This is a genomic window from Pandoraea sp. LA3 (assembly GCF_022696215.1).
Classification (GTDB): Bacteria; Pseudomonadota; Gammaproteobacteria; order Burkholderiales; family Burkholderiaceae; genus Pandoraea; species Pandoraea capi.
Genome location: NZ_PTPY01000025.1, coordinates 125,621 through 152,153 on the forward strand (window position 1 = coordinate 125,621; position 26,533 = coordinate 152,153).

The following is a 26,533-nucleotide window of genomic DNA, read 5'->3' on the forward strand; positions in this document are numbered from 1 at the left end:
AAAGGCGCCGCCCCTACGGATGAGAGGCGAGCGCCGTTGACAGCTTTCGCTACGTTCAGAACGTGTACGGGAAGCGAACACCGATCACATAGTTCGGTGCATCCGGCGACATGCCGGCGTTGACGTACCCGTTCACGGTCCAGTGCTTGTTGATGGCGTAGTTGATGCCGAAGTTGAGCGACGCCGCGTTGGTCGTACTGCCCGCCACCGTCGTCCAGCCCGCGCCCGGCGACGCCGTCTTGGTCGCACGCGAAATCGCAGTCGAATACGAGATCGACAGTGCCGTCTTGTCGTTGAGCGCCAACGCCATCCCCGCGCCGACCTGCACGATATCGCCGAGCTTGACCTTCGCCGGGGAGGTGGTGCCTTCGATGGTCGAAATGTCGTCGAACGAGCGCGCCACGTTGTACGTGTAGGCCACGTTCGCGAACAACACGATCGGATCGTAAGTCCGCAGGAACGACAGGCCCGCCGTAATTGCCCAGATGCCGTTCCCCGTGGGCAGACGCGACGGCGTGGTCAGGTTGTTGTTGCTCGGGTCGGGCGTGCCGAGCTTGATGCCGAACGGCGACGTGCCGGTCGGTGCCGTCACGCGCAACGACGCCACGATATCGGGCCAGTTCGCATTCTCCTTGACGAGCTGGTAGTAGATCGACGCGTTCACGTCGCCGATATTCGCGGAGTTCTTGCTGATGTCGCTGATCGACGACGCCGCACCGCCTACGCCCCCGGAAATGAAGTCCGAGTTGCGATACAGGTACGGCACATCGAACGACACGCTCAACCGGTCGGTGATCCCGTAACGCGTATTGACGTCGAACGTCCACACGTTGGCCTTGGTCTGGCCGAGGTTCAACTGACCGAGGAAGATGGCATCGAGCGCGAGAAAACCGCTCAGCACCAATTGACGGCGATCGTAGTAGCTGTAGCTGATACCGGCGTCGATGGTGAGCTTGCGGTCGAACAGCGGAGCGTGCTGCGCCTGCACCACGGCTTCTTCGGCCGGCGTGCGCTGCGATTCGGTCTCGCTCTTCTGCATTTGCTGCGTCTCGCCGATCGGCGTGGCCGAGGTCGGCCCGGCAGCCCCGGCAGCGCCGCCGCCGGGTGTGCCTGCGGAGCCGGCGGCAGAGCCGTCACCCGGCGAGACTTGCGCGATCTGCGCGGTATCCCATGCGGTCAGACCGCGCCCGCGTTGCGCCATCTCGATATCCGTGAGGCGCTGCTTGAGAGAAGAAATTTCCCGCTGCTGCCGGTCAACCATGTCCATCAACATCTGGATACGGTTGTCCGGCGATGGGTTCGTATGCTCCTGAGCCTGGGCCGATAGCGTGAAAAGCAGTACCCCCAACGGAATAGCGGCAACGGGAAAAAAGCGGTGAGTGTTCATGATCCCCCCCGGGTGAAAAAGCGGACGGGCGTCCGCGCGCAATCCAACAAACACGTATTGCCAACCACGGTTGTCCTTGCTGCTCGACTGCGGGGTGATGCGTGCGAAACCCGGACCGGGCTCTGCCGACATCACCTTCTTGTACGCCGCGAGTGCTCTGCGGCGGCGCCCCACTTCTTGTTGTCATGGCGTCCTGTCGGACGTTGCGGCCGAAGCCGGACCGTTCATGCACGACAGTCCGGCGACGTCACTACGCTTGCACTTCGATCCCTGCGATCGCTGCTTTCACCGAGGCCACGGCAACGACGGTCGTGACCTCGCATGTCCTGAACGTCAATGGCGCACCGCGATCATGTTCGCCATCGCGTTCTGCACGCCGAGCTGACGCAGCCCTGCCGACGTGAGCGCGCCCGTCTGCAAGTTCAGTTGCAACGTGTTCATCACCTGTTGCGCGTTGCCTGCGACTTGCACGACCTGCATGATCTGGTTCATCGCGCCGCCCGCACCACCGGCGATGCTCTGCCCGAGATTCCCGTTCGGCGTGTTGAGCGCGAGTTGCATGCCGGCCGACGAGATCGCCACGCTGGCGCTCAGATTGCCCACCGTGGTGTTCGAGCTGCTGGAACTGCTTCCGCTCACAGGCACCAGCAGCGCGAGCGATATGCCCGGGCCGTACTGGATGATGGCTTTGTTCATGGCGTTGTTTGCGTCGCCTGCAACCTGCGTGATCTGTGCGACGCCGTTCATCAGCACGTTGGCGCCACCGGCAACCGATTGCGTCGTGGGCGCCGTCGCATTCACGACACCGGGGATGATCGCCGTCGAGCTGCCGGTCTGGACCTGGCCGTTAGTCACGCCGAGCACACCGGTCGCCATCAGGCTCGCCCCGGTCGGCATCTGCCACTGCGATTGCATGACGAGCTGAAAGCCCGTGATCATGTTCTGTTGTGCGTATTTGCCGGTCGCGTGCGAGAGGACTTCATCGCTTACAGGCGTCCAGCTCTCGGGCACCACACTCGACGCAAATGCCGGCACGGCGCTTGCGAACAGCGGGATGGCCAACATCGGGACATATCGATTCATGATGGTCTGGTCTCAAAACAGATCCGCCCGGATGATGCCGAAGTCCACCATCGGGGTCGGTGACGTCCCGGTCGCCAGCGCGCCATCGCGCAACTTGGCTGCCAGGGATTCATTGCCTTTGAGCAGCGGTGAATCCTCCAGAAACGGCTTGCCGATGACCGCCAGCACCAAGCCATTCCACTGCTTGGCAAAATCGGCCTGCTCGATGATGCGATTGCCCAGCGCCGGATCGGAGACGAACACCCGACCGTCCTTCGCCGCCTTCACGACCACGAAGTGCTGATATCCATTGACGTCGATGAGCGCAATGACCGGGATCTTCAGGTCGTACAGCGCACTGACATCGACTTTGAAACCTCGCCCCTCGAGTCCCAGCGTCTCCACGAATTTCTTCATGTCGAGCATCGAGAAGCCGTTCTTGATGACCGTGTCCGGATTGGAGAAGGCCATCATTCGCTGAATCATTTCCGTCTCGGGAATGTTGATCCCGTAGCCGTATCGCAGCAGGGTCGAGAGCGCTGCGGACCCGCAACTGAAGTCGTATTCCTGCTGGACCAGATTCACGTAGTGCATCGACTTGAACGAGCGCATCTTCTTGACCGCCGGTACACCGATCGAAGACTCCAGGTTCACCGATGCATACTGCGCGTGCCCGGCCACGCTTGCGCACGCCAGAGCGCAAACCGTAGCGATCCTTACGACGGCACGACGCGTATCGCTCATGACACACCTCATGAAAAAACCGGTCCGGGATTCCCCGGACCGGTCAGGTACATCACTTGATTGCCGAGATGGCGAGGCTGTTGGCCTGAACGTTGCCGATACCGGCTGCCACGTTCACCCCCACGTTGCCGCTGGCCCATTGCAGGGCCCCGTTGCCAAGGGAAGCATTGGCGACGAAGTCACCCGAGGCCTTCATGCCTGCGACCTGGTCGGTTTGTGCCGTCGAGTTGGCAGCACCGCCCTTGTACCAGCCATGTGCGCCTTGCGAGACAGCCGCCGACAGGTTGTTGCCCTGCACGTTGCCGACACCCGAAGCCACGTTCACGCCCACGTTGCCGGTCGCCCCTGCCAGTGCACCGTCACCCACGCTGGCGTTGACCATGAACTGCGAGATCTTGGCCGAGCCTTGCGACGACTGGTTCGAGAACACCTGGGCCGACGCATACACCGGCTGCGCGTTGAGCGAGGCGATGGCGACGTTGTTGGCCTGAGCGTTATCGGCACCTGCTGCCACGTTCACACCGACGTTGCCGTTGGCGTTAGCCAGCGCGCCGTTGCCGAGCGTTGCGCCCATCGTCTGATACGTTGCCGTATTGACGTGGAGCGTGAGCGCGCCCTTCTGCCACGTGGTGGCCTTCGTGTAGGTGTTCGAGAAGCCCCACAGTGCGCCCGCCGCGATCGACTCGCTCGAGACCGAAGCCTGACCTGCGTTGAACAGACCATGGAATGCGGCATCGAAGCTCTTCTGCGTGTTCAGGAAGCCCGCAGCGAGGAAGCCCGCAGCTTGTTGCGACTGTTGCCCGTAGGCGTAGCCACCCCATGCCGAAGCCTGACCGGCGCCAGCGTTGCCGACGATGTATCCGCCATACAGGGCGAGGCCGCCCGGCAGCGGAATGATGCCGCCACCAATGATGCCGCCGCCTGCTGCGATGTTCGAATACTGATATCCGCCGCCTGCCACGAAGCCGCCCGAGCCGGAGCTCGACTGGCCTGCGACATACCCGGCACCGGCCTGGAACGACTGGCTGGTGTTCAGGTGGCCGTTGGCCTCGGCATTCACCCACGACGTCGTGTTGTTATACGACGTGGTGGTTGCGCCGCCGATCAGATATGCACCGCCCGTGTTCGAGACCGTGGTGGTCTTCGAATTGACGCCCGTCGTCACATGCCCCGTGACATAGGAGCCGAGCAGCGGGCCCGTCAGGTTCACGTGATGCACGTCGACCTTCTGGTTGTTCTGCACGACGGCGTTGCCGGTGTTATCCACCGTGACGCAGCCGCGAATCCCGATCAGACCGAAAATACCGACCAGGTTCAGAACGTTGGTCTCGTTGCCGATGAACGAGAAGCTATATTGCTGGTGATGGGGCGACGCCATGGCGGTACCCGTTGCTACCAGCAGTGCAGCCGCTGCAATTGCTTTCGTTTTCATGACCATCTCCTTGACGAGAGAGTTACCCAGTTAAAAAGATGTGCCCGCCGGGGGACGGAGCACAAAAACATTTGCGGTTACATTGCCTATCCCAGCCGACTGGTTCACCTGCAACACTCCACTGGCTCCACGGAAGGCGTCACTGGAAATCGACGCCGTGCGGAACTGATCGTTGAGGTTGTGGTGGCCAGCCGGGCCACCCTTGGAGATCGCAGCGGATAGTGCCGTATCCGATACGCTCGCCACTCCAGACGCATCGCCAGTCACAATGACGGTCGCGTTGCGTTGAAGATTGCCGGCACCGCTCGCCTGGTTGACTTGCGTCAGCCCCGAGGTGCCTGAAAATGCGTTGCCCTGAATTGCGGCGCTCGCGGCGCCCGTCGTCGTCGTGACGAGTGCCTGTTGATTCGTGCTCGACATGCCGGTCGTCACACTGCCGCCATTGGCAATGAGCGCGCTGTTGGCCTGAGCGTTGTTCACACCGGCGGCCTGATTCACGCCCAGTGCGCCCGATACCCCCACGGCCACGCCGCTTTCGACGGTGGCGTGCGTGCCGGCGAGCTCACCGCTCACGAGCCACAGGTCTTGCGCCTGACATGTTCCGGCGACGGCAACCACTGCCGCAGCCAGCGCGATGGCGCGCATTACTTTGCGATTTGCGCTCATTTGGCGGCTCCTGCTGCACCCAGCGTCGTGAGCGGCGCCAGCGCCGAGTTGATGACCGACGGGACGAGCGTGCCGATGCTGCCGATACCGCCTCCGCCACCGGCGCCTGCGCCAAAGCCGCCGCCGACGCCGTTAGTGGTGTTCAGGCCGTTGCCGCCGCGAGCGTTACCGACCAGCACGCCCATCACCGGATTGATGCCCGACTGCACGGAACTCGTGACGAGGCCGGCATTGGCGCGGCCCGTGAGCTCACCATCCGTCACCTGACTGACGGCGCCCATTGCCGTATTGAACGGCCCCGTCGGGAAAGCCGGGACGGCGATGCCGATCGGATTCTGTTCACGGGGCAGGCCGCGGTAGGCGATCTGCGGGCCGATGTTGCGTTCGATCACCAGATCGCCCGGCGTCGCCGGTTCGGCCTTCGCCTGACCGGGGATCATGGCCGGGGTCAGCGCCACGAGCATCGTGGCGAGGACCGCAGGCGAGAGAGAGAATTGGGTCATGTCGATCACCGCGTGGTGTAGGTCACACGCGTCACCTGGACGTTGCCCACGCCGTTCGACAGTTGTTGCGGACGCGGCGTCGGGGCAATACCACCCGGCAGTTCGTCCCACAACGTCACGCCGTTGGCGAGCGCCATCCCAGGCGACTTGACCATCGCAGCGCCCTGCAAATTGCGGCCGCGCTGGCTTCCGAGTTGTTCGTCGTCGATTCGGGCTGCGGCAAGCGGCATTCCCGAAGCGCCAACGCTCTGGCTGTCGTCGTTACCGGCGACCACCGGGGTTTGTTCCGTTGCCGGTGCCGCCGCGCTGTCGCTAATCGGCGCGACCGAGGCCGTCGGCATCACGAGACCGACATCGGCGTCGGAGACCTGCGCTGCCGGCAGCGTCGGCGTCGAGAACGAGGCCGGCACCATCGATCCGGTGAGCATCGCCACTTGCATGAAGGCGGCACGCGAGACGTCCTGCGCCTGTGCCGGTGCGGCGCACAGTCCGAGCGTCACGACGATGGCTGCGCTCAGAGCGCTTGCGCCTTGTCGTACGCGGTACTGCATTTCGGTGGTGAGAATTCGCATCGCTTTGTCCTCCTTGCCCGGACCAATAAAGCGACTTCCGTGCCACCCGGCTTAAGTAATTGAAAACATTGACGGAAATTTTTTCGACCCACACGTGTGCCCGGCCGGGTCGCTGAAAACGTTTCAGCATTGATACGTAAGCCCGGTCCATCCCCGGCTGTCACGTCATCGACGCACTTCGCAAACATTCCGAACTGCGAACGATATCGGCGTCAGTAGCGACGCATGCCGCAGACGCCCTGTTTGCAAGGGTTTCGCGTGACACTTTTGCGGCGGATCGAGAGCGATCGACGAAAACGACATGGCGCCGTCACATTCGGGCGAAGAGATCGCGACGGCGCTACAGGCCCCGGATGTTTCATCTTTGATGTGCGTGCGGGACAACCCTTGCCCGTGATTTTCACGAATCGACGTCGAAGGCAGCGGGCCTTTTCGAAACACTTCCAACGAGGGAGGCCACGCATTGCGTACGACGCGACGGCGGCGTCGACCGGCAGGGAAAATGCCGGAATCGCCCGTCGTTATTGACGATGGCAGGGGTCGCGAAACGCGAGGACAGGGAGAAAATCGAAGGGAGAAATGCGCGTTGCACACACAGATGGGAAGCGCTTCGGAGACACATCAACTGCGCAATCTTCAGGACCCCAAAAAGAAACGACCGCCCTGCTCATCACAGGACGGTCGCCCTCTCTTCGCCAGAAGATATCAGGCCGGCACGCCCGATTCGTCACCGCGCAATCCGTACCGGCACATGAGGCGGTACAGCGTAATGCGCGAAATTCCCAACTCTGCGGCCACATCCGTCAACCGGTGACAGTGGCGCAGCAACGCCTGCTCGATGGCCGTTCGTTCGGCCTCCGCGCGAATTTCCTCGAGCGTGCGCACCAGTGTCGGCACCCATGGCAGGAGGTCAAGATCCTTGGCCGAGATCATGCGGCTATCGGCCATCACGATGGCGCGGCGCACACGGTTGATCAACTCGCGCACGTTACCCGGCCAGTGATATTCATACATCGCCTGAACCGCGCATTGCGTGAAGCCACGGATCTTGCGATGGTTGTCGCCTTTGAAGCGTTGCAGCACATGATGCGCAAGGATCTCGATGTCCTGGCCACGTGCGCGCAGCGGCGGTTCGTCCACCCGAAGCACGCACAGGCGGTGGAACAGATCCATGCGGAAACGTCCCTCTTTCACGGCGGTTTCGAGATCCACGTGCGTCGCAGAGATGATTCGGACATTGACCGGAATCACTTCGTGGCCGCCAAGGCGCTCGATCGCCCCCTGCTGCAGGAAACGCAGCAGACTCGCCTGACTCTCGATGGGCAGGTCGCCGATTTCATCGAGGAACAGCGTGCCGCCGTTGGCTGACTCGACGCGACCGACCTTGCGTGCGTTCGCCCCTGTAAAGGCGCCGCGCTCGTAGCCGAATAGTTCGGACTGCATCAGATGCGGCGGAATGGCGCCGCAGTTGATCGCCACGAACGGCCCCTTGGCACGCAAGGAGCGCTCATGAATCGCCACCGCACTCAGTTCCTTGCCGGTTCCTGACTCCCCTGAAATGAACACCGGGGCGTCGGTATTGGCCACTTTGCGAATGGTGCGGAAGAGCTGCTGCATCGCTTCGCACGTGCCGACCATCTCCTGATCGCCACCGACTTGCGGCGTGATGATGGGCACTTCCGATAGCGACGCCATGCCCCATGCGTGCCCGATCGAATGCGCGAGCTGATCGTTCGTACACGGGACATTGACGTAGTCGAAGCAATAGTCACGAATGAGCCGTCGGATCGACGTCGTCGTGAGTTGTTCGGGATTTGTCGCGGCAACCCAGCCAACCGTTGCCGGTTGCATGCAGGACTCGAATGCGCCCATCTCGCGGTCGCTATAACCGCTCGCCAGGTCGATGAGTGCTGCGCTGGTGACCCCCGGATTGAGAATGCGACCGACGTCGCTGGCGCTCTTGGCCGGCACAACCTGCCAGCCTTGCTCTCCCAGGAACGACAGCAATCCGTCGCTGTGCTTTCGGGAGGCGTAAATCAGGGTGCGCCCGGTATCGTTAGCCATACCTTAACTCCCTGCCTAAGCAGTGCCTGCACGCAGTTTTTTGGTCTTGGACCGGGATCTGCGCGACAGGTTATACGGCCCCACGCCGCCCGGGAGTTATGGTGTTCCCCGTGTAGTTGGGTCCCCAAGTCGGCAGGTTTAGTCTAGAAGACAGGGATATGCGCAGATATAGCGAATAACAGCTAATCCGATTGGATGAGAGTACGAGTACCTACGCGCAAAGGCGAACGACGTCACGTCCGCGTCATGCTCAGAGCGTATGCCTGTCGAGCACGGCACGGGCGATCGTGCCGGCATCGACGTACTCCAGTTCGCCCCCGACCGGCACGCCTCGCGCGAGCCGGCTCACGCGCAGACCGCGCGCCTTGAGCGTCTGTCCGATGTAGTGTGCCGTGGCTTCACCTTCGTTGGTGAAGTTCGTGGCGAGCACCACTTCCTTGACCACGCCGTCGGTAGCGCGACGGATCAATTGCTCGAAATGGATCTCGCCCGGCCCCACGCCGTCGAGCGGCGAGAGATGGCCCATGAGCACGAAGTACAACCCTTTGAAGGTCATCGTCTGCTCAAGCATGTTCTGATCGGCGGGCGTTTCCACCACGCACAGCAGGCTCGTGTCGCGCTCGGGATCGAGGCACGTCTCGCAGATTTCGACTTCGGTGAACGTGTTGCAGCGCGCGCAATGGCGAATCTGCTCGGACGCATGCATCAGCGCTTCGCCCAGCCGCACCGCGCCCTTACGGTCGCGTTGCAGCAGATGGTAAGCGATGCGTTGGGCGGACTTCGGTCCGACACCCGGCAATGCGCGCAGGGCATCGACGAGTTCCTGCAGGCTCGAGAGCTGGGGCTGAGGCATGCGTCGTCTTTCTATCGAAGCTGGCGGAAAACGCTCAGAACGGCATCTTGAAGCCCGGCGGCAGCGGCAGACCGGCGGTCAGGCCGCCCATCTTTTCCTGCGCGGTCGCTTCGGCCTTGCGCACGGCGTCGTTGAATGCCGCCGCGACGAGGTCTTCGAGCATGTCCTTGTCGTCAGCCAGCAGGCTCGGGTCGATGGTCACGCGACGCACGTCGTTCTTGCAGGTCATCACGACCTTCACGAGGCCCGCGCCCGACTGCCCTTCGACTTCGATCTGCGCGAGCTGCTCCTGCGCCTTCTTCATGTTTTCCTGCATTTGCTGGGCCTGTTTCATCAGACCTGCGATGTTTCCTTTCAGCATGTTGGCTCCTGAATAAATCGTGTGGGGTGTCGTCTGAGGTGTCGTGTAGGCTGCGGGCCGCGCAGCGTGCCGGCGTATTCGCCATACTCGCTGCACGCGCCGAACGCGCCAAACACGCGTTTGGGTGCCGGATTCGAAAACCCGGAACCTTTTACGAAAGCGAACTTGCTTATTGTACCGGTCGAATGCTTCCCGGAAGGATCTGCGCGTCGAATTCGTCGATCAATTCGCGCATGACCGGATCGTCGGCGATGGCCTGTTCGGCCGCGCGCTGGCGCGCCGCCGCCGCTTCTGCGGCGAGCGAAGCGGCCGTCGTACCGACCTGCCCCAGTTCGACGTGCAGTTGCACGTCGCCGCCGAAATGCTCGACGAGTGCCTGACGCAATTTGTCGGCGGTGGCGGCGTCGGCCAGTTGGCGAAGCGGCACGCGCAAATGCAAGGCGCGTCCCGCCACTTCCGTCAACTCGCTCTGAAACGCCAGTTGCTGCGCCAGACCGCGCGCCGGCAGCGCTTCCGCCAGGGCCGGCCATTCGCCGGTGAATACCGGCGGCACGCCGTCGACTTCACGATAAACGCAAGCGCGCGGCGGCTGGACAGGCGCGGCAGCGGGAGCCGCCGCAGTACTGGCAGGCTCAGGTTCGGGGTCAGCGCCGGCAGGCGCTTCGTCCGATGCGCGGGGTGCGCTGGCGCGATTGGCGCCGGCAGCAATCCCGGCGCGACCGGCCGTCCCCTTGCGCCCGGCATTGAGCGCGGCGAGCGCGGCTCGGGCGGGCGACATCGGGGCACCGTCGGCCGGGGCGCCCGGCGCGCTGCTGCGGGCTGCCGGTGCGCGACGCGCTTCTGGTTGCGCCGCAGGGGCAGATGCGGGTGACGACGGCGCAGAGGCACGTGGCACCGGCTCCGCCATCGGCGCACGCGCCGGGCCGCTCGCGGCGACTGCACGCGCAGATTGCGCAGCTTGCGGCGTGGGCGGCTCGGCGAGCGTGCCACCGGCGAGCAGCGGCGTGAATGCCGCCATGCGCAGCAGCGCCATCGAGAAACCGGTGTATTCGTCGGGCGCGAGACCAAGCTCGCCGCGCGCTCGCGTGGCGATCTGGTAATAGAGCTGAACCGCCTCCGGCGACAGCGCTTCGGCCAGTCGTCGCACGTCGGCGGCTTCGGGCCAGTCATCGGACACGGCTTGCGGCGCGTATTGCGCCAGCGCGATCTTGTGCAGCAAGCTGCCCAGATCCTGCAAACCTGCGGCAAACGAGAAGCTGCGCTCTGCCATTTCGTCGGCAATCGCGAGCAAATCGGTGCGCGACTCGTCCTTCAACGCGTCGAGCAAGCGCACCAGCACGCTCTGGTCGATGGCACCGAGCATGCCGCGCACGGCCGTCTCAGTGAGCGGGCCGGCCGCATAGGCGATGGCCTGATCGGTGAGCGACAGCGCATCACGCATACTGCCGCCCGCCGCCTTGGCGAGCAGACGCAGCGCTTGCGGCTCGTTCTCGATCCCTTCTTCGCCGAGAATATTCGTGAGGTGCGACACGATGTGCCCAGCCGGCATCTGCTTCAGATTGAATTGCAGGCAGCGCGAGAGCACGGTGACCGGAATCTTTTGCGGATCGGTCGTCGCGAGAATGAATTTGACGTGCGCGGGCGGCTCTTCGAGGGTTTTGAGCATCGCATTGAACGCGTGCCCCGTGAGCATGTGCACTTCGTCGATCATGTAGACCTTGAAGCGCGCATCCGCCGGCGCGTAGACCGCCTTTTCGAGCAACGACGTCATTTCGTCGACGCCACGGTTCGACGCGGCATCCATTTCGACGTAGTCGACAAAGCGCCCCTCGTCGATGGCCTTACAGGCCTTGCAAACGCCGCACGGCTCGGCCGTGATCCCCGTCTCGCAATTGAGCGCCTTGGCCAGAATGCGCGAAAGCGTGGTCTTGCCGACGCCGCGCGTACCGGTGAACAGATAGGCGTGATGCAGGCGCTGTTGCTCGAGCGCGTGCGTCAACGCACGCACGACATGCTCCTGGCCCACCAGGGTCGAGAAGCCTTTGGGGCGCCATTTGCGCGCGAGTACTTGATAGGTCATGCCAAATTGTAACAGTTCGGCGTTGGGCTTCCGCACCGATGTCAACGCCCGATCGAACGTCGAACGGCGTCGCTTTTCATGCCGGAATCGGCACGCTATCAGTGCAATAGAAAAAAATGTTGGGCGATTCTACCAAGCCCGTCCGCCCCACGCGAGGCGCGGAGCCACGTAATCGCTTTCCTCACGAAAACGAAGGCGCAAACGACGGTGAACGCGTCGCCGCCCATCGACAATAGGGACGATTCGTGCAGGCTTCAAGCGGTGGAGATATTTGCGCAGAACGCGCGAGAACATCGGCAAAACAAGGAATTAGGTGACGAGCCTGACCCTCGGCACTGGTAGAAAACGGCTGTGGCTGCTTCGTTCCCGACCTGACCAGATTGGCCGCGCCACCATGCGAGGAGGCCCGTCAGGAAAAGATTCTACCAGAGTCGACGCGTCAACAGAAGCCCAAAGCGCGAGATTATGGGACGCGATACGCCGCCGGGCACCTCTCGGCCTGTGTCGGCAGCGCGCGCAAGCCTTGGAAATTTCCGCTAAGATGATCGCAAACTGCATTGGCGGGCCCTATTGAAGCCGCGATTGCAGCCTCCATATGGAGAATGCACGCCCGGGAAATGCTGGGTGACATCTCCAGCGTCGGTGAAAGCGAACGGCGCTTATCGCCACTTTCATCGGACGTTTCCGAATAGTTATACGAGGCAACAATACTCATGAGCGAAATCAAGTACATCTCCGACGCCAGCTTCGACGCGGACGTTCTGAAATCCGACAAGCCGGTGCTGCTCGACTTCTGGGCGGAATGGTGCGGCCCCTGCAAGATGATCGCCCCGATCCTCGACGAAGTGTCGAAGGAATACGGCGACAAGGTGCAGATCGCCAAGATCAACGTGGACGAAAACCAGGGCGTGCCGGCCAAGTTCGGCATTCGCGGCATCCCGACCCTGATTCTGTTCAAGAACGGCGCTGTCGCCGCACAGAAGGTCGGCGCCCTGTCGAAGTCGCAACTGACCTCGTTCCTCGACGGCAATCTGTAATCGATCGTCGACGGTAAGTGCCGGGGCCTTTGTCGCCACAGTGCGACACCCCGGCGCCGGGCAAACGGCGCAGTGCTTGCGCATGACGCTGCTTGCTATATAATCCGCCCAAAAGCACCCCAAAGTTCTTCGAGCGTTCGCTCACTTTTCCCTGATCCTTCACTTGTCGTCCAGTGGACGGCACCTCCGTATGCATTTATCCGAACTAAAGTCCCAGCACGTCTCCGAGCTGCTAGAAATGGCGAACGGTCTCGAAATCGAGAACGCCAACCGCCTACGCAAGCAGGAGCTGATGTTCGCCATTCTGAAGAAGCGCGCAAAGTCCGGCGAAACCATCTTTGGCGACGGTACGCTCGAAGTGCTGCCGGACGGCTTCGGTTTCCTGCGCTCGCCTGAAACGTCGTATCTGGCCAGCACGGACGATATCTACATCAGCCCGTCGCAGATCCGTCGCTTCAACCTGCATACCGGCGATACGATCGAAGGGGAAGTGCGTACGCCGAAGGACGGCGAGCGTTATTTCGCGCTGGTGAAGGTCGACAAAGTCAACGGCCACCCGCCCGAGGCCTCGAAACATAAGATCATGTTCGAGAACCTCACGCCGCTGCACCCGAACAAGCCGCTGCTGCTCGAGCGCGACATTCGCGGTGAAGAGAACGTGACGGGCCGCATCATCGACATGATCGCCCCGATCGGCAAGGGCCAGCGCGGCCTGCTGGTCGCCTCGCCGAAGTCCGGCAAGACCGTGATGCTGCAACACATCGCACACGCCATCACGGCCAACCATCCGGAAGCCAAGCTTTTCGTGCTGCTCATCGACGAGCGCCCGGAAGAAGTGACCGAAATGCAGCGCTCGGTGCGCGGCGAAGTGATCGCGTCGACGTTCGACGAACCGGCCACGCGTCACGTCCAGGTCGCAGAAATGGTCATCGAGAAGGCCAAGCGCCTGATCGAAATGAAAGAAGACGTGGTGATTCTGCTCGACTCGATCACGCGTCTGGCCCGCGCCTACAACACCGTGATCCCGGCATCGGGCAAGGTGCTGACCGGCGGTGTGGATGCCAACGCCCTGCAACGTCCGAAACGCTTCTTCGGTGCTGCACGTAACGTCGAAGAAGGCGGCTCGCTCACGATCATCGCCACGGCACTGATCGAAACCGGCAGCCGCATGGACGACGTGATCTACGAAGAATTCAAGGGCACCGGCAACATGGAAGTGCACCTCGAGCGTCGTCTGGCGGAAAAGCGCGTCTATCCGTCGATCAACCTGAACAAGTCGGGCACGCGTCGTGAAGAGCTGCTCATCAAGCCGGAAATCCTCCAGAAGATCTGGGTGCTGCGCAAGCTCATCTACGATATGGACGAGGCCGAAGCCATGGAATTCCTGCTTGGCAAGATCAAGCAGACGAAGAACAACGCCGAGTTCTTCGACTTGATGCGCCGCGGCGGCTGATCTCGACAGCCTCGCCCCGCGTCACGAGAAAAAGCCGCGACACCCTGTCGCGGCTTTTTCATTGCGCGTCGTCAGACGTGCCCCTCCCCCTGTTCGTCATCATCCCGCCAGTTAGCATCTTGGATCGCACCGCGACGATGCTGGCTGTCACGATGCCTGTTATATGATGGGACGATACTGCGCGCGAGCCGCCGGTACGCCTTCCCCCCAAGCTGTTCCCGAAGGAGAAATTGCAATGTCCGAGAAAGACGAATTGATGGCGGAAGCGTTCGCCCACCTGGAAGCCGGCGATCCCGAAACGGCCCTGGAAATCGGCAAACGGCTTGAGTCGCTGCAGTACTCGGGCGCCTATGAGGTGCAAGCCATGGCCTACGCCGACATGGACGACACGGCGCAGGCCGTCGCCGTGCTCGAAGCCGGTGTGGCGCATGCCCCGCGCGTCTGGCTGCTCTGGCAATTGCTCGGCAACTACCGCTCCGATCTCGGACGCTTCGACGCCGCCATCGAAGCCTACGAGGCCGCCGGCAATTGCGCGCCGGACGAAGACCTCGTGATCGTCGACTTCAACCACGCCAACGCCCTCGCCCGTCAAGGCGATCTCGCGCTCGCCCAGGCCCGCCTCGACCGTACGCTCGAAAGCCCGCACCTCGCACAAGCCGGACGCGCCTTCATCGAGAATGCCATCGCGCTACGCATGCACCTGTTCGTCGCTCAGGGGGAGCCGAAGGCCGCCATCGCCACGTACGAGGCCCTGGCCAAGCAGGAACACGACGAGGAAGGCAGCAACGTATCGATGGCGGATGTGCTCGCCGAACTCTCCCTGGCCTACAAGCAATCGGGCGACAACGCCAAGGCTTTGGCAATCGCCCTCAACGCCGTACAGTCGTACAAGTGGAGCGACGCCGCCCTGTGGGCGCTGCGCGCCGCGCGCGACGAGCAATCGGAAACCGCCCGCGCCATGCATCTGATCGTGGAAGGCCAATGGTACGAGCCGCTGGAAGATGAAGATCCGGATGGCCCCGCACCGGAGTTCGTGACCACGTACGACGTCGTGGCCGAAGATGAAGCCGAAGCCCTGCGACTGATTGCCGAATGCGAGCCGCCGCAGGTACGCGAATCGCTTCGCATCGCCGAGACGCACCTGATCGATAACGAAGACGCGTCGGCCACGGCGTACAAAGGCGTCTACGCTACCGGCGATTACCACATGTATCAGCAGGGCGAGGAAGACGAGTCGCTGGACGACTGAGCGCGCCGCCCCCGCCAGGCTTCAGGTCGCTCACGCGGCTTGCCTGTGACTACCAGCGCCGAAGTTAACGCCAAAGCGCCAAAGGGCGCCGGATCCAATCCGGCGCCCTTTGCGCTTGGTGCGGGCAATACTGCCATCGCGGGCATGACCCGCGATGTCCTGTGGGCTTATTTGTAGCCAGCGCGGTCGAGAATGCGCTGCGCTTCCGGCAGATTTTTGGCGACGGTACCGATGGAGACGTCCTCTGCCTTGAATTCGCCGAGCGAAGCCAGCGCCGGGTTATCGACCTTGGTCGTCGTCACGGCCGGCCATTCGTTGTTGCCGTTGGCGAAGTACTGTTGCGCTTCGTCACTTGCCAGGTACTCCAGGAATTTCACGGCATTGGCGTGGTTCGGCGCGTGTTTGGCGATACCGGCGCCCGCAACGTTCACGTGCGTGCCCTTGCCCGCCTGATCGGGCCAAATGAAGCCGACTTTCGACATCAGCGCCTTGTCTTCCGGCTTGTCCGAACGCGCCATGCGCACGTAATAGTACGAGTTCGCCAGCGCCACGCCGCACTCGCCCGTCGCCACGGCCTTGATCTGGTCGGTATCGCCACCGCGCGGCGCACGCGCGAAGTTCGTCACCATGCCCTCGGCCCATTTCTGCGTCGCCTGGGCACCATCACGTGCAATGAGCGCCCCGACCAGCGACAACATGTACGGATGCGACCCCGAGCGCGTACAGACCTGCCCCTTGTGCGACGGATCGGCGAGTGAGGCGTACGTCTGCACGGTCTTCGGGTCGACCTTGTCCTTGTTGTAGACGATCACGCGAGCGCGCGTCGAGAAGCCATACCAATCTGTGCCCGCCTTCGTGTTTGCGGCGTGCAGCTTGGCCGGAATACGCGCATCGAGCGTAGCTGACTTCGTCGGTTGGAATAGCCCCGCTTCATCGCCCTTGGCCAGACGTGCCGCATCGACCATCAGGATGACGTCGGCCGGGCTCTTCGCCCCTTCGCTCTTCAGACGCTCCAGCAATGCAGCGTCATCGGCTTCGATGCGGTTGATCTTGATACCCGTCTGCTTGGTGAAGGTGCCGTAAAGCTGCTCGTCGGTCTGATAGTGACGCGCCGAGTACAGATTCAGCACACCGTTGTCCGCCTGCGCGGCAAATGCCGCCGCGATTGTCGTGCCGAGCGCCGTCAGTCGCGCCAGCTTGCCGATCGTCTTCGCCTTCATTAGCCATTCCCCTTGCCGTTGTGGTTTCACAGAGAGGAACAGGATAATGAAAAATTTCAATCAACACAAACGATTCCCATTCTCATTGATTCAGATATTCATTATCGAGAACAGGGAGTGGCGCGGGGAGATGGAGGAGACGACCGACTGCGCCCCAACGGTGGGATGCCTCGGACAGGCGCCGGGCAGCGGATTGGCAGGTCACACAAGCAGACTTCGCACATTGCGTGCGTTGCGGCAGGTGAGACGCTCCGCCTCCGGAAAGGTTCCGTGTCAGGTCGCCACACACTGATGACACCCTCGAAAAGTGAACTGATTTGTGCCTTCGCCGCTCCAATCGCCGTAAAATTGCGCGTCGACGCTCGCCGGCCTCCCCATTCCAACGATCTATGGTGCCGCGAGCGTTTGTCCTGCCCTGCCGGAGTTTTCCCTTGTTGTCGTTGAATCGAATCCTGCGTCGCGCTGTCGCCCTGACGGCCGCCGATGCCCCCATTGTGTCCGCCACCTCCTCGTCCGCTGCCTCGACGCGCGGCAGCGCGACACGCAGACTCACCTCGTCGCGCACGGCGTTTGCCGCGCTTGGCATGGCCGCCGTGCTCGCAGGTTGTGCGAGCGCCCCGCTGACGAGTCAGCCCGCCACGTCGACCACGGCGCAGCCACCCGTCGCACAAACGCCCGTCACGCCGGCGACACCCCTTACGCCGCTTACGCCCCTTGTGCCGCCCAAGGTCGTCCGTCCGCTGAAGATCGGTCTCGCCCTCGGTGGCGGCGCCGCGCGCGGCTTCGCCCATGTGGGCGTGATCAAGGCGCTGGAAGCCCGTGGCATCCACGCGAATATCGTCGTCGGCACGAGTGCAGGCAGCGTCGTCGGCGCGATGTATGCGTCCGGCCTGAACGGCTTCCAGCTCAATCGCCTGGCGTCGACGATGGACGAAGCGTCGATCAGCGACTGGACGATGCCGTTCCGCTCGCGCGGCATGTTGCGCGGCGAAGCGCTTCAGTCGTACGTCAACAAGATCCTCAAGGACCGCACGATCGAGCAGATGCCACGCCAGTTGGGCATCGTCGCCACGGATCTGCAAAGCGGCGCCCCGATCCTGTTCCGTCGCGGCAATACCGGACAGGCCGTGCGTGCATCGAGCAGCGTGCCGGGCGTGTTCGAGCCGGTCCACATCGGCAATCGCGATTATGTCGACGGCGGGCTCGTCGCCCCTGTGCCAGCGGAATATGCCCGTCAGATGGGCGCGGACTTCGTGATTGCGGTCGACATCTCCGCCAACCCGACCGCGCAGGCGACACAAGGCCAGTTCGACATCCTCATGCAGACGTTCACGATCATGGGGCAATCGATCAAGCAATACGAGTTGGAGAAAAACGCCGATGTCGTCGTTCGTCCGTCGCTCGCCAAGATGGGCGCCTCAGACTTCCAGGGACGTAACCGTGCGATTCTGGCCGGCGAGGAAGCCGTCGCCAAGATGTGGCCGGAGATTCAGCGCAAACTCGCGGAGGCGCAGTCGGAAGCTACGCGCGGCATGCCACAGGCAGCGCGCTGAGCCGCTTGAGCCACAAACCCGGGCCGGGGCGCGACGATGCCTAATGTATTGCCACCGGCCTCGTAGGGACGCTCGCCGGGCCCGTGGGCCAATGTCGCTCATCGAGCGCCCCCATGCCCGCACAGCGATCCCGTCGCACAAACAAAATGCCGCCCGGTGGGCGGCATTTTCATTGGCACAGAAGCTCGCAACCTTCGCGAGCTTCGGCAGCTTACATCGGGTGATCGTTCTTGAAGAGCTGTTCGACGCGCGTGAGTTCTGCGCTGGCCTTGAGCGTCTCGACACGGCGAGCGCCGTTGTAACGCGCCGACCAGTACGATTCGCGCAGGTCTTCCACGCGGATCTTGCCGCCCGTGGCCGGGGCATGCACGAACTTGTCGCCGCCAATATAGATACCGACGTGCGAGAAGCTGCGGCGCATGGTGTTGAAGAACACCAGATCGCCCGGCTTCAGATCGGTCTTGGCGATGCGCTCACCCACCTGGCTCATTTCTTCCGAGCGGCGCGGGAGCATGAAGTTGAGTGTGTCCTGGAACACATAGCGCACGAAGCCGCTGCAATCCAGACCGCTGTCCGGCGTATTGCCACCGTACTTGTAGCGAACGCCAATGTAGTTCAGCGCGCCAAGTACGACGTCCGACGCCTTGTCGGTCACGTTCGAGAGCAGCTTCTGTGCACGTTGCACACGCGACTCTTCGACGACCGGCTGGGCATCGGCGCTCACCGCGGCGATGCCAGCGGCGCTTTGGGTATTCTGGGAAGCGTTGCTCGCCTGGATGGCCGCAGCGGCAGCGCGTGCGGCGGCCGTCGGGCCGTTGTTGTAGTCGTCAGCCTTCGCCGTCAACGAAGCGGTGACGAGGCCAGCGGCAGTGAACGCGAGAAGGAGAGTCTTGCGGGTGCGCTTAGGTTTCGTCTGCATTGGTCGCCGGGTTGGTTGAGTCGGATGGCCGATGAGTAGCTCGTCAGGGTGCAACAGGATGCTGCCGTGTTGAATCCTTCGAGTCACGCCCGGCAGACCCACCGCCGAACTTGTTTCTGAACTGACTTCGGAACTGTTCCGTTATCTGATCGGTTAACTCGTTGAATAATCAACTTAATTGGTACGCGATAGTAATGTGAACGTCACATGATGTCAAAAGGTAATAGAAAAAAACAATCAGTGCAATCGGAAAATTTTCATTAACAATCAAGCCTTTGCGATTTAGGCGACGTTCCGCGACGTTATGTGACGTTTCACCCCCATGTCACAAACCTACAGCATGGCTGCGGCCACCAGCTCGCGGGTGTAATCGTTTTGCGGATCAAAAAATACTGATTCCGTATCGCCCTGCTCCACCAGATGGCCGTCCTTGAACACCAGCACCCTGTGCGCCATGGCCCGCATGACCGCCAGATCGTGGCTGATGAAGAGGTAACTCAGGTTGTACTTGATCTGCAATTGCGCGAGCAGATGGAGTACCTGCTGCTGGATCGAGACGTCAAGCGCACTGGTCGGCTCGTCGAGCACGAGGATCTGCGGATCGACGATCAGCGCGCGGGCAATCGCAATCCGTTGCCGTTGGCCGCCGGAGAATTCATGCGGATATCGGGACATGGCGCGCGCGTCGATCCCGACCTCGCGCAGCACTTCGGCCACGCGTGCGCGACGGTCGTCCTCGCTCATCTGCGGACGATGCAGCGCCAGCCCCTCGCCCACGATTTCCTCGATGGTCATGCGAGGGGATAGCGAGCCGAACGGATCCTGAAACACGATCTGCATACGCGAGCGCAGGGTGCGCTGTGCCGCACCGCGATACGACGTGAGCGGCTCGCCCTGAAACTCAATCTGACCAGCGCTGGCGCGTTGAAGGCCGAGCATCGCCATGGCGAGCGTCGTCTTGCCGGAACCCGATTCGCCCACTACCCCAAGCGTCTCGCCCTGACGCAGCGACAAATCGACCGGATGCACCGCGCGAAAGCGCCCGCGCTGGAACCAGCCGCGAACGCCGGGCTGCGCGGTCGCATAGTCCACCGTCACGCCACGCCCTTCGAGCAACACGGGCGCGATGGGCAGCACCGGATGAATCTCGCGCTGCGGGCGGCTGTCGATCAGCTTTCGTGTGTACGGATGCTGCGGATTCGTGAACAGCGCCTCGGTCTCGGCGCACTCCACGAGCACGCCCTTTTCCATCACCGCCACCCGTTGCGCAAACCGTCGCACGAGATTCAGATCGTGGGTGATGAGCAGTACCGCCATGCCGCGCTTTTCGGCGGCGTCGCGCTGCAATTCGAGGAGCAGTTCGATAATCTGCGCGCGAATGGTCACGTCGAGCGCGGTCGTGGGCTCATCCGCGAGCAGCAACTTGGGACGGCAGGCCAGCGCCATGGCGATCATGGCGCGCTGACGCTGACCGCCCGACAGTTCGTGCGGGAAGTGCGAGACACGGCGCTCAGGCTCGGGAATGCCAGTGCGACGCAGCAATTCGATGGCACGTGCCTTGGCGTCCTTCTTCGACAGCCCCTCGTGCAACTCCAGCGCCTCGGCGATCTGCTCGCCGATCGGATACAGCGGATTGAGCGCTGTCATCGGCTCCTGGAAGATCATCGCGATATCGTTACCGCGCAGCCCGCGCATCTCGCGCTCGCTGGCCGATGCCAGATCCTTGCCGTCGAGCAGAATACGCCCCTGAATCTCAGCGTCCTGCAACAGGCGCAGAATCGCGAGCGCCGTCACACTCTTGCCCGAGCCCGACTCACCGACCAGTGCGACCCGCTCGCCACGCTCGATGGCGAGGCTCACGTTCTTCACGGCTTCGGTGTCGCCGAAGCGCACCGAAAGATTCTCGATACTGAGCAAAGGAGAAGCCGGTGCGTTCACATCGCCCCCCCGGCCGCAGCCTGTTTGTCCGCGACACGCGTGTCGAGCGCATTACGCAAGGCGTCTCCCATGAACGTCAGCAACAACAGCGTGAGCACGAGCACGACGAAGGTCGCGAGCGAGATCCACCACGCGTCGAGATTCGCCTTGCCCTGATTGAGAAGCTCGCCGAGGCTCGGCGTCGGCGGCGGCACACCGAGCCCGAGGAAGTCGAGACTCGTGAGCGCCAGAATCGCCCCGCTCATGCGAAACGGCAGGAACGTGATGACCGGCGTCATGCTGTTGGGCAAGACATGCCGACGAATGATCTGCCAGTTCGACAGCCCCATCGCCCGCGCCGCGCGCACGTAATCCAGTTGCCGGTTGCGCAGAAACTCGGCACGCACATAGTCGGACAAGCCGATCCAGCCGAATAACGACAGCAGCACGAAGAGCAGCCACAGATGCGGCTCGAAGATCGACGCGAAGATGATCAGCAGATACAGCTCCGGCAACGATCCCCAGATTTCGATGAGGCGTTGCAACGTCAGGTCGATCCGTCCGCCGTAGAAGCCCTGCACCGCCCCGGCGAGCACACCGAGCAAGGTGCCGGAGACCGTGAGCGCCAGCGCAAAGATGACCGATAGCCGAAAGCCGTAGAGCAATCGCGCGAAGACATCGCGGCCGCGATCGTCCGTCCCGAGCCAGTTCTCCGACGACGGCGGCGCCGGATTCGGCACCTTCGCGAAGTAGTTGATGGTGGCGTAGCTGTAACGCACCGGCGGATAGATCGCGAAATTGTCGCCCGAGCGGATACGGTCTTCGATGAACGGGTCGAGGTAATCCGTGGGTGTCGGGAAGTCGCCGCCGAAGGTCGATTCCGGGTAGGTCTTCACGAGCGGGAAATACCACTGACCCTCGTAGCGCACGACCCACGGCTTGTCGTTGGCGATGACCTCGGCAAAGAGGCTGACGCCGAACAGCACCACGAACGCGATCAGGCTCCAGTAGCCCAGCCGATGACTGCGAAAGCGCCGCCAGACGCGCCAGCGCGGCGAGCGCGCCGGCGATGCGAAATAAGACGACGGTGAGGACGGGCGTGGCGATGGCGTGGCGGATCGGGTCACGTCAGTGCTCCACTCGATCGAATTGAATACGCGGGTCGACCAGCACGTAGCAGAGGTCGGAGATGAGTTTGGTCACGAGGCCGATGAGCGTGAACAGATACAGCGAGCCAAGCACGACCGGATAATCGCGGCGCTGTACCGATTCGTACGACAACCGCCCCAGACCGTCGAGCGAGAACAGCGTCTCGATCAGCAGACTGCCCGCGAAGAACGCACCGATAAAAGCGGCGGGAAAACCGGTAATGAGCGGGATCAGCGCATTGCGAAAGACATGCTTGAACAGCACCTTACGCTCAGACAGCCCCTTCGCGCGCGCCGTCAGCACGTACTGTCGGCGAATCTCGTCGAGAAACGCGTTCTTCGTCAGCATGGTGATGACGGCAAAACTGCCGACCACCGACGCCGTCACCGGCAACGTGATGTGCCACAGATAGTCGGTAATTTTGGCCGGCCACGACAGATCGCTCCAGTTATCCGACACGAGCTCGCGCAGCGGGAACAACTGCCAGAACGTGCCGCCGCCGAACAGCACCAGCAGCAACACGCCGAGCACGAACCCCGGAATGGCATATCCCACGAGCACGACCAGACTCGTGAGCGTGTCGAAACGCGAGCCGTTGCGCACCGCCTTGGCGATCCCCAGCGGCACCGATATCAGGTAGGTGAGGAAGAACGTCCATAGCCCCAGCGAGATCGACACCGGCAACTTCGAGACGATCAGCGACCAGACACTCTGGTGATGGAAATAGCTCTGCCCGAGATCGAAGCGTGCGAAGCGTTTGAGCATCAGCCAGTAGCGCTCCATCGGGGTCTTGTCGAAGCCGTAGAGCGCCTTGATCTGGGCGAGTTGTTGCGCGTCGATGCCGCGACGTCCGCGATAGTCGCTGCCGCCCCCGCCGCCGCTGGCCTCACCGCCGCCACCGCGCCCCTTGAGTTCGAGCATCACCTGCTCGACCGGCCCGCCGGGCACGAACTGGATGACCGCAAAGGTCAGCGTGATCACGCCGAGCAGCGTCGGGATCATGATCAGCAATCGTTTGAGAATGTAGGCCCACATGATTAACGATCGACTCCAGTCGGGGCTGCCACAGGCGACGGCGCATTGCCCGTGCGGTCCGAGCGTGAATCCCACCACATCGAGACCAGCCAGCCTTCTGCGGTGAAGTACAGCGGCAACTTTTCGGGGTAACGCAAATTCTGTTTATACGCCATGCGATGCGTCGACGAGAACCAGTGCGGCACGATGTAATAGCCGTGCATCAGCACCCGATCCAGCGCGCGGGCCGCGGCCACCAGATCCTCATAGGTATGGGCACGCACCAGGTTACCGAGCAGCGAGTCAACGGCCGGGTCCTTCAGACCGATCACGTTGTCCGAGCCTTCAACGCCGGCCGACTGGCTACCGAAACGGTCGAGCAGTTCGGTGCCGGGAATCTGCGAATCGGGATAGCGCAGCGAAATCATGTCGAAGTCGAACGTCTCGATACGCTTCTGATACAGCGCGAAATCGCTCGTACGGAAATTCAGCGTGATGCCGAGCTTCGCCAGATTTCGTGCGTACGCGGACGCCACCGGCCCCATCGACCCGCCGTCATCCAGAAACTCGAAGACGAACGGTTCGCCCTTCGCGTTACGCAATGCCCCATCGCGATAAGTCCAGCCCGCCTGCTCCAGCAGTTCACGCGCTTCGCGCAGGTTGTCGCGCAGGCTGGCGGGCGGTGTCGTCGTCGGCTGCACTACCATCGGGCCGAACACCGCCGGATCCAGCTTCTTTCGCAACGGCTCCAGCAGCTTGAGCTCCGCGTCGCTGGGCATGCCGCGCGCGGCCAGATCGCTGTTGGTGAAGTAACTGTAGATACGCTGGTACTGGTTGTAGAACAGTTGGCGATTGAGCCACTGATAATCGAGCGCGAGATCCAGTGCTTTGCGCACGCGAACGTCGCGGAACAGATCGCGGCGCGTATTCAGGATGAAGCCCTGCATGCCTGCCGCGTTGTGATGCGCAAATTCGCGCTTGATCAGTTCGCCGTCCTTGAATCGCTTACCGACGTAGCTGCGCACCCAACTGCGCGCGCGGTATTCGGTGATGGCATCGAACTCGCCAGCCTTGAAGCCTTCCAGGCGCACGATGTCGTCGGAGTACAGCTTGTAGACGATGCGCTCGAAGTTGTACGTGCCGCGTCGCACCGGCAGGTCGTTGCCCCAGTACTTCGGGTCACGCTGGAAAGTGATGCGACGCCCGCCGTCGTAGGACTCGATCCGATAGGGGCCGCTCGCCACGGGCGGCTCGAATGTCAGCGCATCGAACGCCTTGCGCTTGCCGTCTGCCCCCACGGCCCACTTGGGCGAGAACACAGGCACCGACGACACGAGTAGCGGCAGATCGGGGCTCACCCGCCGGAAATCGAAGCGCACGCGTGACTTGTCGATCACCGTAACGCTCTTCACGTCAGCCAGCATCACCTTGAAGCCGGGTGCCGACTGCGGGCTCATGAGCGTGTCGAACGAATATTTGACGTCTTGCGCCGTGACCGGATCGCCGTTGTTGAAGCGTGCCGCGGGGTTGATGTGGAACGTGACCGAGGCCCCGTCGGGCGCGACGGCGATGTCGTCCGCCAGCAAGCCGTAGACAGTGGCCGGTTCATCGGCACTGCCGATGCCGAGCGTCTCGAACATCAGCCCCGATACCCCCGGCGCCGAGGTGCCCCGCAAGGTGAACGGATTGAATTTGTCGAAGCTGGTGCGACGGTCGGGGTTCGCGAGCGTCAACGTGCCGCCGCGAGGCGCATCGGGATTGACGTAGTCGAAGTGCGTGAACCCCTGGGGATATTTCGGCTCGCCGTACTGGGCGATGGCGTACTTGGCGTGCGCCGCCGGCGCCGGGAGCATGCCGGCCGCCAGCAGCGTGGCGACGGGCGCCATGCTCGCGAGCGTCAGCACTCGGGAAATGCGACGAAAGCCGAAGCGAACCGCGCGAACGGAGGAGACGGCGAGATCGGCGCGCGGTGCCGGGATGGCCGATGACGCCAGCGAGGTCACAAAGGTGCGAATAGTGCCTCTGGCCGTGTGTGGATGCCGTGATGTGCGCGCGTTCATGCGTCTCCTGTATTGGTCGGCGAGCGCCAGCCTGCTCGGGGTCCGGACGCATCCAGCCCCACCCCTTCGATCCGGACGAAACATCTCGTAACCCATCGCTCACGCACATTTCCCGCATGAGACTTGGCGGCGCGGCCGGACCGCGCGACAATTGTACCCAAAAGCCCGGCGTTCACCGCACTGAAAGACACATCCCCGCCGGCCCGGTTCCCCCATCCCGCCCTGGAGGCCGACGTTGAGTGCTACACGATCGCCCGCGCAGAACCCTAACCGTACCCTGCCCCGCTGGCTCGCCAGATTTTTCTTTCGGTGTGTGGAAGCGGCGCAACGCAGCATCGCGCGCCACTCACTGGTCGGAGACAAGCCCATCTTCGATAACGCCCAGTTCCCCTGGGTCGAAGCCATCGAGGCACAGGCGCCAGCCATCGCGAAAGAACTCGAAGCGGTGCTGGCAACCCCGGGACGCCTGCCGGCATTCCACGAGATCTCGCCCGACGTCGCGACCATCACGCAGGACCACCAGTGGCAGACGTTCGTCTTCCTCGGCTATGGCATGCGTGCACAGCGCAATCTCGCGCGCTGCCCGGCCACGGCCAAAGCACTCGACGACATCCCCGGTCTGCGCACGGCGTTTTTCTCCATCCTCTCTCCGGGTAAGAAGATTCCACTGCATCGCGGCCCGTATAACGGGGTATTACGCCTGCATCTTGCGTTGAAGGTGCCGCGCGAGCGCGAAAAATGCTGGATCGAGGTCGATGGTCAGCGTTATGTCTGGCAAGCCAATCGCGTGGTGATCTTCGACGACGCTTACGAACATCAGGTGCACAACGATACGGACGAGACGCGCGTGGTGCTGTTCGTCGACTTCGAGCGCCCGTGCAAAGCGCCCGTCACGTGGCTCAACAAGCTGCTGCTGGCGTTTGCGCCGCTCACGCCGGAATTGCAGCAAGCCAAAGCCAATCACGAAAAATGGGAACGCGATTACTACGCGAGCCCCGAACCGTCGGCACCGGCGGCAGCATCAACGACATCGGCAGCACCGGCCGCACCCGGCGCATCGCATCCTGGCACCGCAGCGAGCTCACCTGTCGCGCAAGCGGAAACGGTCGGCGACGAGCGCGCCCACGGCTGATCCGTAGCGCATAAAAAAACGCCAGCGAATCGTGTTCGCTGGCGTTTTTCATTTCACCGCCTTCCCTTGCCGATGTTGCAGGCAAGATCGACCGGCCTGCGTTCGA

The 26,533-nt window shown here is 62.6% G+C and carries 22 protein-coding genes and 1 other RNA gene; 5 read left to right on the top strand and 18 right to left on the bottom strand.

Annotated features, from left to right (window positions below; all coding sequences use genetic code 11):
* Positions 1–55: 55 nt before the first annotated feature.
* The 12 genes from C5N93_RS06810 to ffs all read right to left on the bottom strand — a co-directional run bounded on the left by C5N93_RS06810 (position 56) and on the right by ffs (position 12,135).
* Positions 56–1,387, bottom strand: a complete 1,332-nt coding sequence (locus C5N93_RS06810; protein WP_069345179.1) for a hypothetical protein — start codon at positions 1,385–1,387, stop codon at positions 56–58.
* Between the two features lie 333 nt (positions 1,388–1,720).
* Positions 1,721–2,470, bottom strand: coding sequence for a peptidase C39 (locus tag C5N93_RS06815; RefSeq protein WP_242558720.1), 750 nt, complete (start codon positions 2,468–2,470; stop codon positions 1,721–1,723).
* Positions 2,471–2,482: 12 nt separating this feature from the next.
* Positions 2,483–3,193, bottom strand: a complete 711-nt coding sequence (locus tag C5N93_RS06820; protein ID WP_240493735.1) for a C39 family peptidase — start codon at positions 3,191–3,193, stop codon at positions 2,483–2,485.
* A gap of 52 nt (positions 3,194–3,245) precedes the next feature.
* Complete coding sequence (locus tag C5N93_RS06825) at positions 3,246–4,625, bottom strand: hypothetical protein (RefSeq protein WP_242558721.1); 1,380 nt, start codon at positions 4,623–4,625, stop codon at positions 3,246–3,248.
* 30 nt (positions 4,626–4,655) lie between these two features.
* A complete protein-coding gene (locus tag C5N93_RS06830) occupies positions 4,656–5,270 on the bottom strand; it encodes a hypothetical protein (RefSeq protein WP_242558722.1) in 615 nt (204 codons plus the stop codon).
* A gap of 17 nt (positions 5,271–5,287) precedes the next feature.
* The gene (locus C5N93_RS06835) at positions 5,288–5,794 is read right to left on the bottom strand and encodes a hypothetical protein (RefSeq protein ID WP_150721567.1); all 507 of its coding nucleotides are present in this window, start codon (positions 5,792–5,794) and stop codon (positions 5,288–5,290) included.
* A 5-nt stretch (positions 5,795–5,799) separates the two neighbouring features.
* On the bottom strand, positions 5,800–6,366 hold the full coding sequence (locus C5N93_RS06840; protein WP_242558723.1) for a hypothetical protein: 567 nt from the start codon (positions 6,364–6,366) through the stop codon (positions 5,800–5,802).
* Between the two features lie 705 nt (positions 6,367–7,071).
* Positions 7,072–8,430, bottom strand: a complete 1,359-nt coding sequence (locus tag C5N93_RS06845) for a sigma-54 dependent transcriptional regulator (protein ID WP_150721565.1) — start codon at positions 8,428–8,430, stop codon at positions 7,072–7,074.
* Between the two features lie 250 nt (positions 8,431–8,680).
* Entirely contained in the window at positions 8,681–9,283 is a 603-nt protein-coding gene (recR, locus tag C5N93_RS06850) for a recombination mediator RecR (protein WP_069345124.1), read from the bottom strand.
* A gap of 34 nt (positions 9,284–9,317) precedes the next feature.
* Positions 9,318–9,644 carry a YbaB/EbfC family nucleoid-associated protein gene (locus tag C5N93_RS06855; RefSeq protein WP_010807314.1) on the bottom strand — a complete coding sequence of 109 codons (327 nt, stop codon included), beginning with the start codon at positions 9,642–9,644 and terminating at the stop codon, positions 9,318–9,320.
* 169 nt (positions 9,645–9,813) lie between these two features.
* Positions 9,814–11,724: a DNA polymerase III subunit gamma/tau gene (dnaX, locus tag C5N93_RS06860; protein WP_242558724.1), complete on the bottom strand. Its 1,911-nt coding sequence runs from the start codon at positions 11,722–11,724 to the stop codon at positions 9,814–9,816.
* Positions 11,725–12,036: 312 nt separating this feature from the next.
* Positions 12,037–12,135, bottom strand: an RNA gene (ffs, locus tag C5N93_RS06865) — signal recognition particle sRNA small type.
* 302 nt (positions 12,136–12,437) lie between these two features.
* On the opposite strand from ffs, the gene trxA reads away from it, so the two are divergent.
* The 3 genes from trxA to C5N93_RS06880 all read left to right on the top strand — a co-directional run bounded on the left by trxA (position 12,438) and on the right by C5N93_RS06880 (position 15,463).
* Complete coding sequence (trxA, locus tag C5N93_RS06870) at positions 12,438–12,761, top strand: thioredoxin TrxA (protein ID WP_150721562.1); 324 nt, start codon at positions 12,438–12,440, stop codon at positions 12,759–12,761.
* A gap of 190 nt (positions 12,762–12,951) precedes the next feature.
* Positions 12,952–14,214, top strand: a complete 1,263-nt coding sequence (gene rho, locus C5N93_RS06875) for a transcription termination factor Rho (RefSeq protein WP_039399112.1) — start codon at positions 12,952–12,954, stop codon at positions 14,212–14,214.
* Positions 14,215–14,449: 235 nt separating this feature from the next.
* Positions 14,450–15,463 (top strand): hypothetical protein, encoded by a 1,014-nt coding sequence (locus C5N93_RS06880; protein WP_242558725.1) that lies wholly within the window; start codon positions 14,450–14,452, stop codon positions 15,461–15,463.
* Between the two features lie 167 nt (positions 15,464–15,630).
* On the opposite strand, the gene C5N93_RS06885 is transcribed toward C5N93_RS06880, so the two are convergent.
* The gene (locus C5N93_RS06885; RefSeq protein ID WP_242558726.1) at positions 15,631–16,683 is read right to left on the bottom strand and encodes an extracellular solute-binding protein; all 1,053 of its coding nucleotides are present in this window, start codon (positions 16,681–16,683) and stop codon (positions 15,631–15,633) included.
* Positions 16,684–17,267: 584 nt separating this feature from the next.
* Between C5N93_RS06885 and C5N93_RS06890 the strand changes: the two genes are divergently transcribed.
* Positions 17,268–18,236, top strand: a complete 969-nt coding sequence (locus C5N93_RS06890; RefSeq protein ID WP_242558793.1) for a patatin-like phospholipase family protein — start codon at positions 17,268–17,270, stop codon at positions 18,234–18,236.
* Between the two features lie 211 nt (positions 18,237–18,447).
* Here C5N93_RS06890 and C5N93_RS06895 read toward each other — a convergent pair whose 3' ends face one another.
* From C5N93_RS06895 to C5N93_RS06915, 5 genes are all read right to left on the bottom strand, one after another.
* On the bottom strand, positions 18,448–19,155 hold the full coding sequence (locus C5N93_RS06895; RefSeq protein ID WP_242558727.1) for a C40 family peptidase: 708 nt from the start codon (positions 19,153–19,155) through the stop codon (positions 18,448–18,450).
* Positions 19,156–19,488: 333 nt separating this feature from the next.
* A complete protein-coding gene (locus C5N93_RS06900; RefSeq protein ID WP_242558728.1) occupies positions 19,489–21,093 on the bottom strand; it encodes an ABC transporter ATP-binding protein in 1,605 nt (534 codons plus the stop codon).
* A complete protein-coding gene (locus C5N93_RS06905; RefSeq protein ID WP_150721557.1) occupies positions 21,090–22,199 on the bottom strand; it encodes an ABC transporter permease in 1,110 nt (369 codons plus the stop codon). The genes C5N93_RS06900 and C5N93_RS06905 overlap by 4 nt, the downstream gene beginning before the upstream one ends.
* A gap of 1 nt (position 22,200) precedes the next feature.
* Entirely contained in the window at positions 22,201–23,256 is a 1,056-nt protein-coding gene (gene yejB, locus C5N93_RS06910; protein ID WP_150721556.1) for a microcin C ABC transporter permease YejB, read from the bottom strand.
* Between the two features lie 2 nt (positions 23,257–23,258).
* On the bottom strand, positions 23,259–25,121 hold the full coding sequence (locus tag C5N93_RS06915) for an extracellular solute-binding protein (RefSeq protein WP_242558794.1): 1,863 nt from the start codon (positions 25,119–25,121) through the stop codon (positions 23,259–23,261).
* A 409-nt stretch (positions 25,122–25,530) separates the two neighbouring features.
* Here C5N93_RS06915 and C5N93_RS06920 point away from each other — a divergent pair, with 409 nt between their 5' ends.
* Positions 25,531–26,427: an aspartyl/asparaginyl beta-hydroxylase domain-containing protein gene (locus tag C5N93_RS06920; RefSeq protein WP_242558729.1), complete on the top strand. Its 897-nt coding sequence runs from the start codon at positions 25,531–25,533 to the stop codon at positions 26,425–26,427.
* Positions 26,428–26,533 lie beyond the last annotated feature (106 nt).

What these genes read in the sequence shown, in the direction of transcription:
- C5N93_RS06885 (WP_242558726.1), bottom strand. Translation starts at nt 16,683, where the DNA reads ATGAAGGCGAAGACGATCGGCAAGCTGGCGCGACTGACGGCGCTCGGC.
- C5N93_RS06840 (WP_242558723.1), bottom strand. Translation starts at nt 6,366, where the DNA reads ATGCGAATTCTCACCACCGAAATGCAGTACCGCGTACGACAAGGCGCA.
- C5N93_RS06880 (WP_242558725.1), top strand. Translation starts at nt 14,450, where the DNA reads ATGTCCGAGAAAGACGAATTGATGGCGGAAGCGTTCGCCCACCTGGAA.
- C5N93_RS06845 (WP_150721565.1), bottom strand. Translation starts at nt 8,430, where the DNA reads ATGGCTAACGATACCGGGCGCACCCTGATTTACGCCTCCCGAAAGCAC.
- trxA (WP_150721562.1), top strand. Translation starts at nt 12,438, where the DNA reads ATGAGCGAAATCAAGTACATCTCCGACGCCAGCTTCGACGCGGACGTT.
- C5N93_RS06855 (WP_010807314.1), bottom strand. Translation starts at nt 9,644, where the DNA reads ATGCTGAAAGGAAACATCGCAGGTCTGATGAAACAGGCCCAGCAAATG.
- recR (WP_069345124.1), bottom strand. Translation starts at nt 9,283, where the DNA reads ATGCCTCAGCCCCAGCTCTCGAGCCTGCAGGAACTCGTCGATGCCCTG.
- C5N93_RS06890 (WP_242558793.1), top strand. Translation starts at nt 17,268, where the DNA reads ATGGCCGCCGTGCTCGCAGGTTGTGCGAGCGCCCCGCTGACGAGTCAG.
- C5N93_RS06825 (WP_242558721.1), bottom strand. Translation starts at nt 4,625, where the DNA reads ATGAAAACGAAAGCAATTGCAGCGGCTGCACTGCTGGTAGCAACGGGT.
- C5N93_RS06820 (WP_240493735.1), bottom strand. Translation starts at nt 3,193, where the DNA reads ATGAGCGATACGCGTCGTGCCGTCGTAAGGATCGCTACGGTTTGCGCT.
- dnaX (WP_242558724.1), bottom strand. Translation starts at nt 11,724, where the DNA reads ATGACCTATCAAGTACTCGCGCGCAAATGGCGCCCCAAAGGCTTCTCG.
- C5N93_RS06895 (WP_242558727.1), bottom strand. Translation starts at nt 19,155, where the DNA reads ATGCAGACGAAACCTAAGCGCACCCGCAAGACTCTCCTTCTCGCGTTC.
- C5N93_RS06815 (WP_242558720.1), bottom strand. Translation starts at nt 2,470, where the DNA reads ATGAATCGATATGTCCCGATGTTGGCCATCCCGCTGTTCGCAAGCGCC.
- C5N93_RS06830 (WP_242558722.1), bottom strand. Translation starts at nt 5,270, where the DNA reads ATGCGCGCCATCGCGCTGGCTGCGGCAGTGGTTGCCGTCGCCGGAACA.
- C5N93_RS06810 (WP_069345179.1), bottom strand. Translation starts at nt 1,387, where the DNA reads ATGAACACTCACCGCTTTTTTCCCGTTGCCGCTATTCCGTTGGGGGTA.
- C5N93_RS06835 (WP_150721567.1), bottom strand. Translation starts at nt 5,794, where the DNA reads ATGACCCAATTCTCTCTCTCGCCTGCGGTCCTCGCCACGATGCTCGTG.
- rho (WP_039399112.1), top strand. Translation starts at nt 12,952, where the DNA reads ATGCATTTATCCGAACTAAAGTCCCAGCACGTCTCCGAGCTGCTAGAA.
- yejB (WP_150721556.1), bottom strand. Translation starts at nt 23,256, where the DNA reads ATGTGGGCCTACATTCTCAAACGATTGCTGATCATGATCCCGACGCTG.
- C5N93_RS06915 (WP_242558794.1), bottom strand. Translation starts at nt 25,121, where the DNA reads ATGGCGCCCGTCGCCACGCTGCTGGCGGCCGGCATGCTCCCGGCGCCG.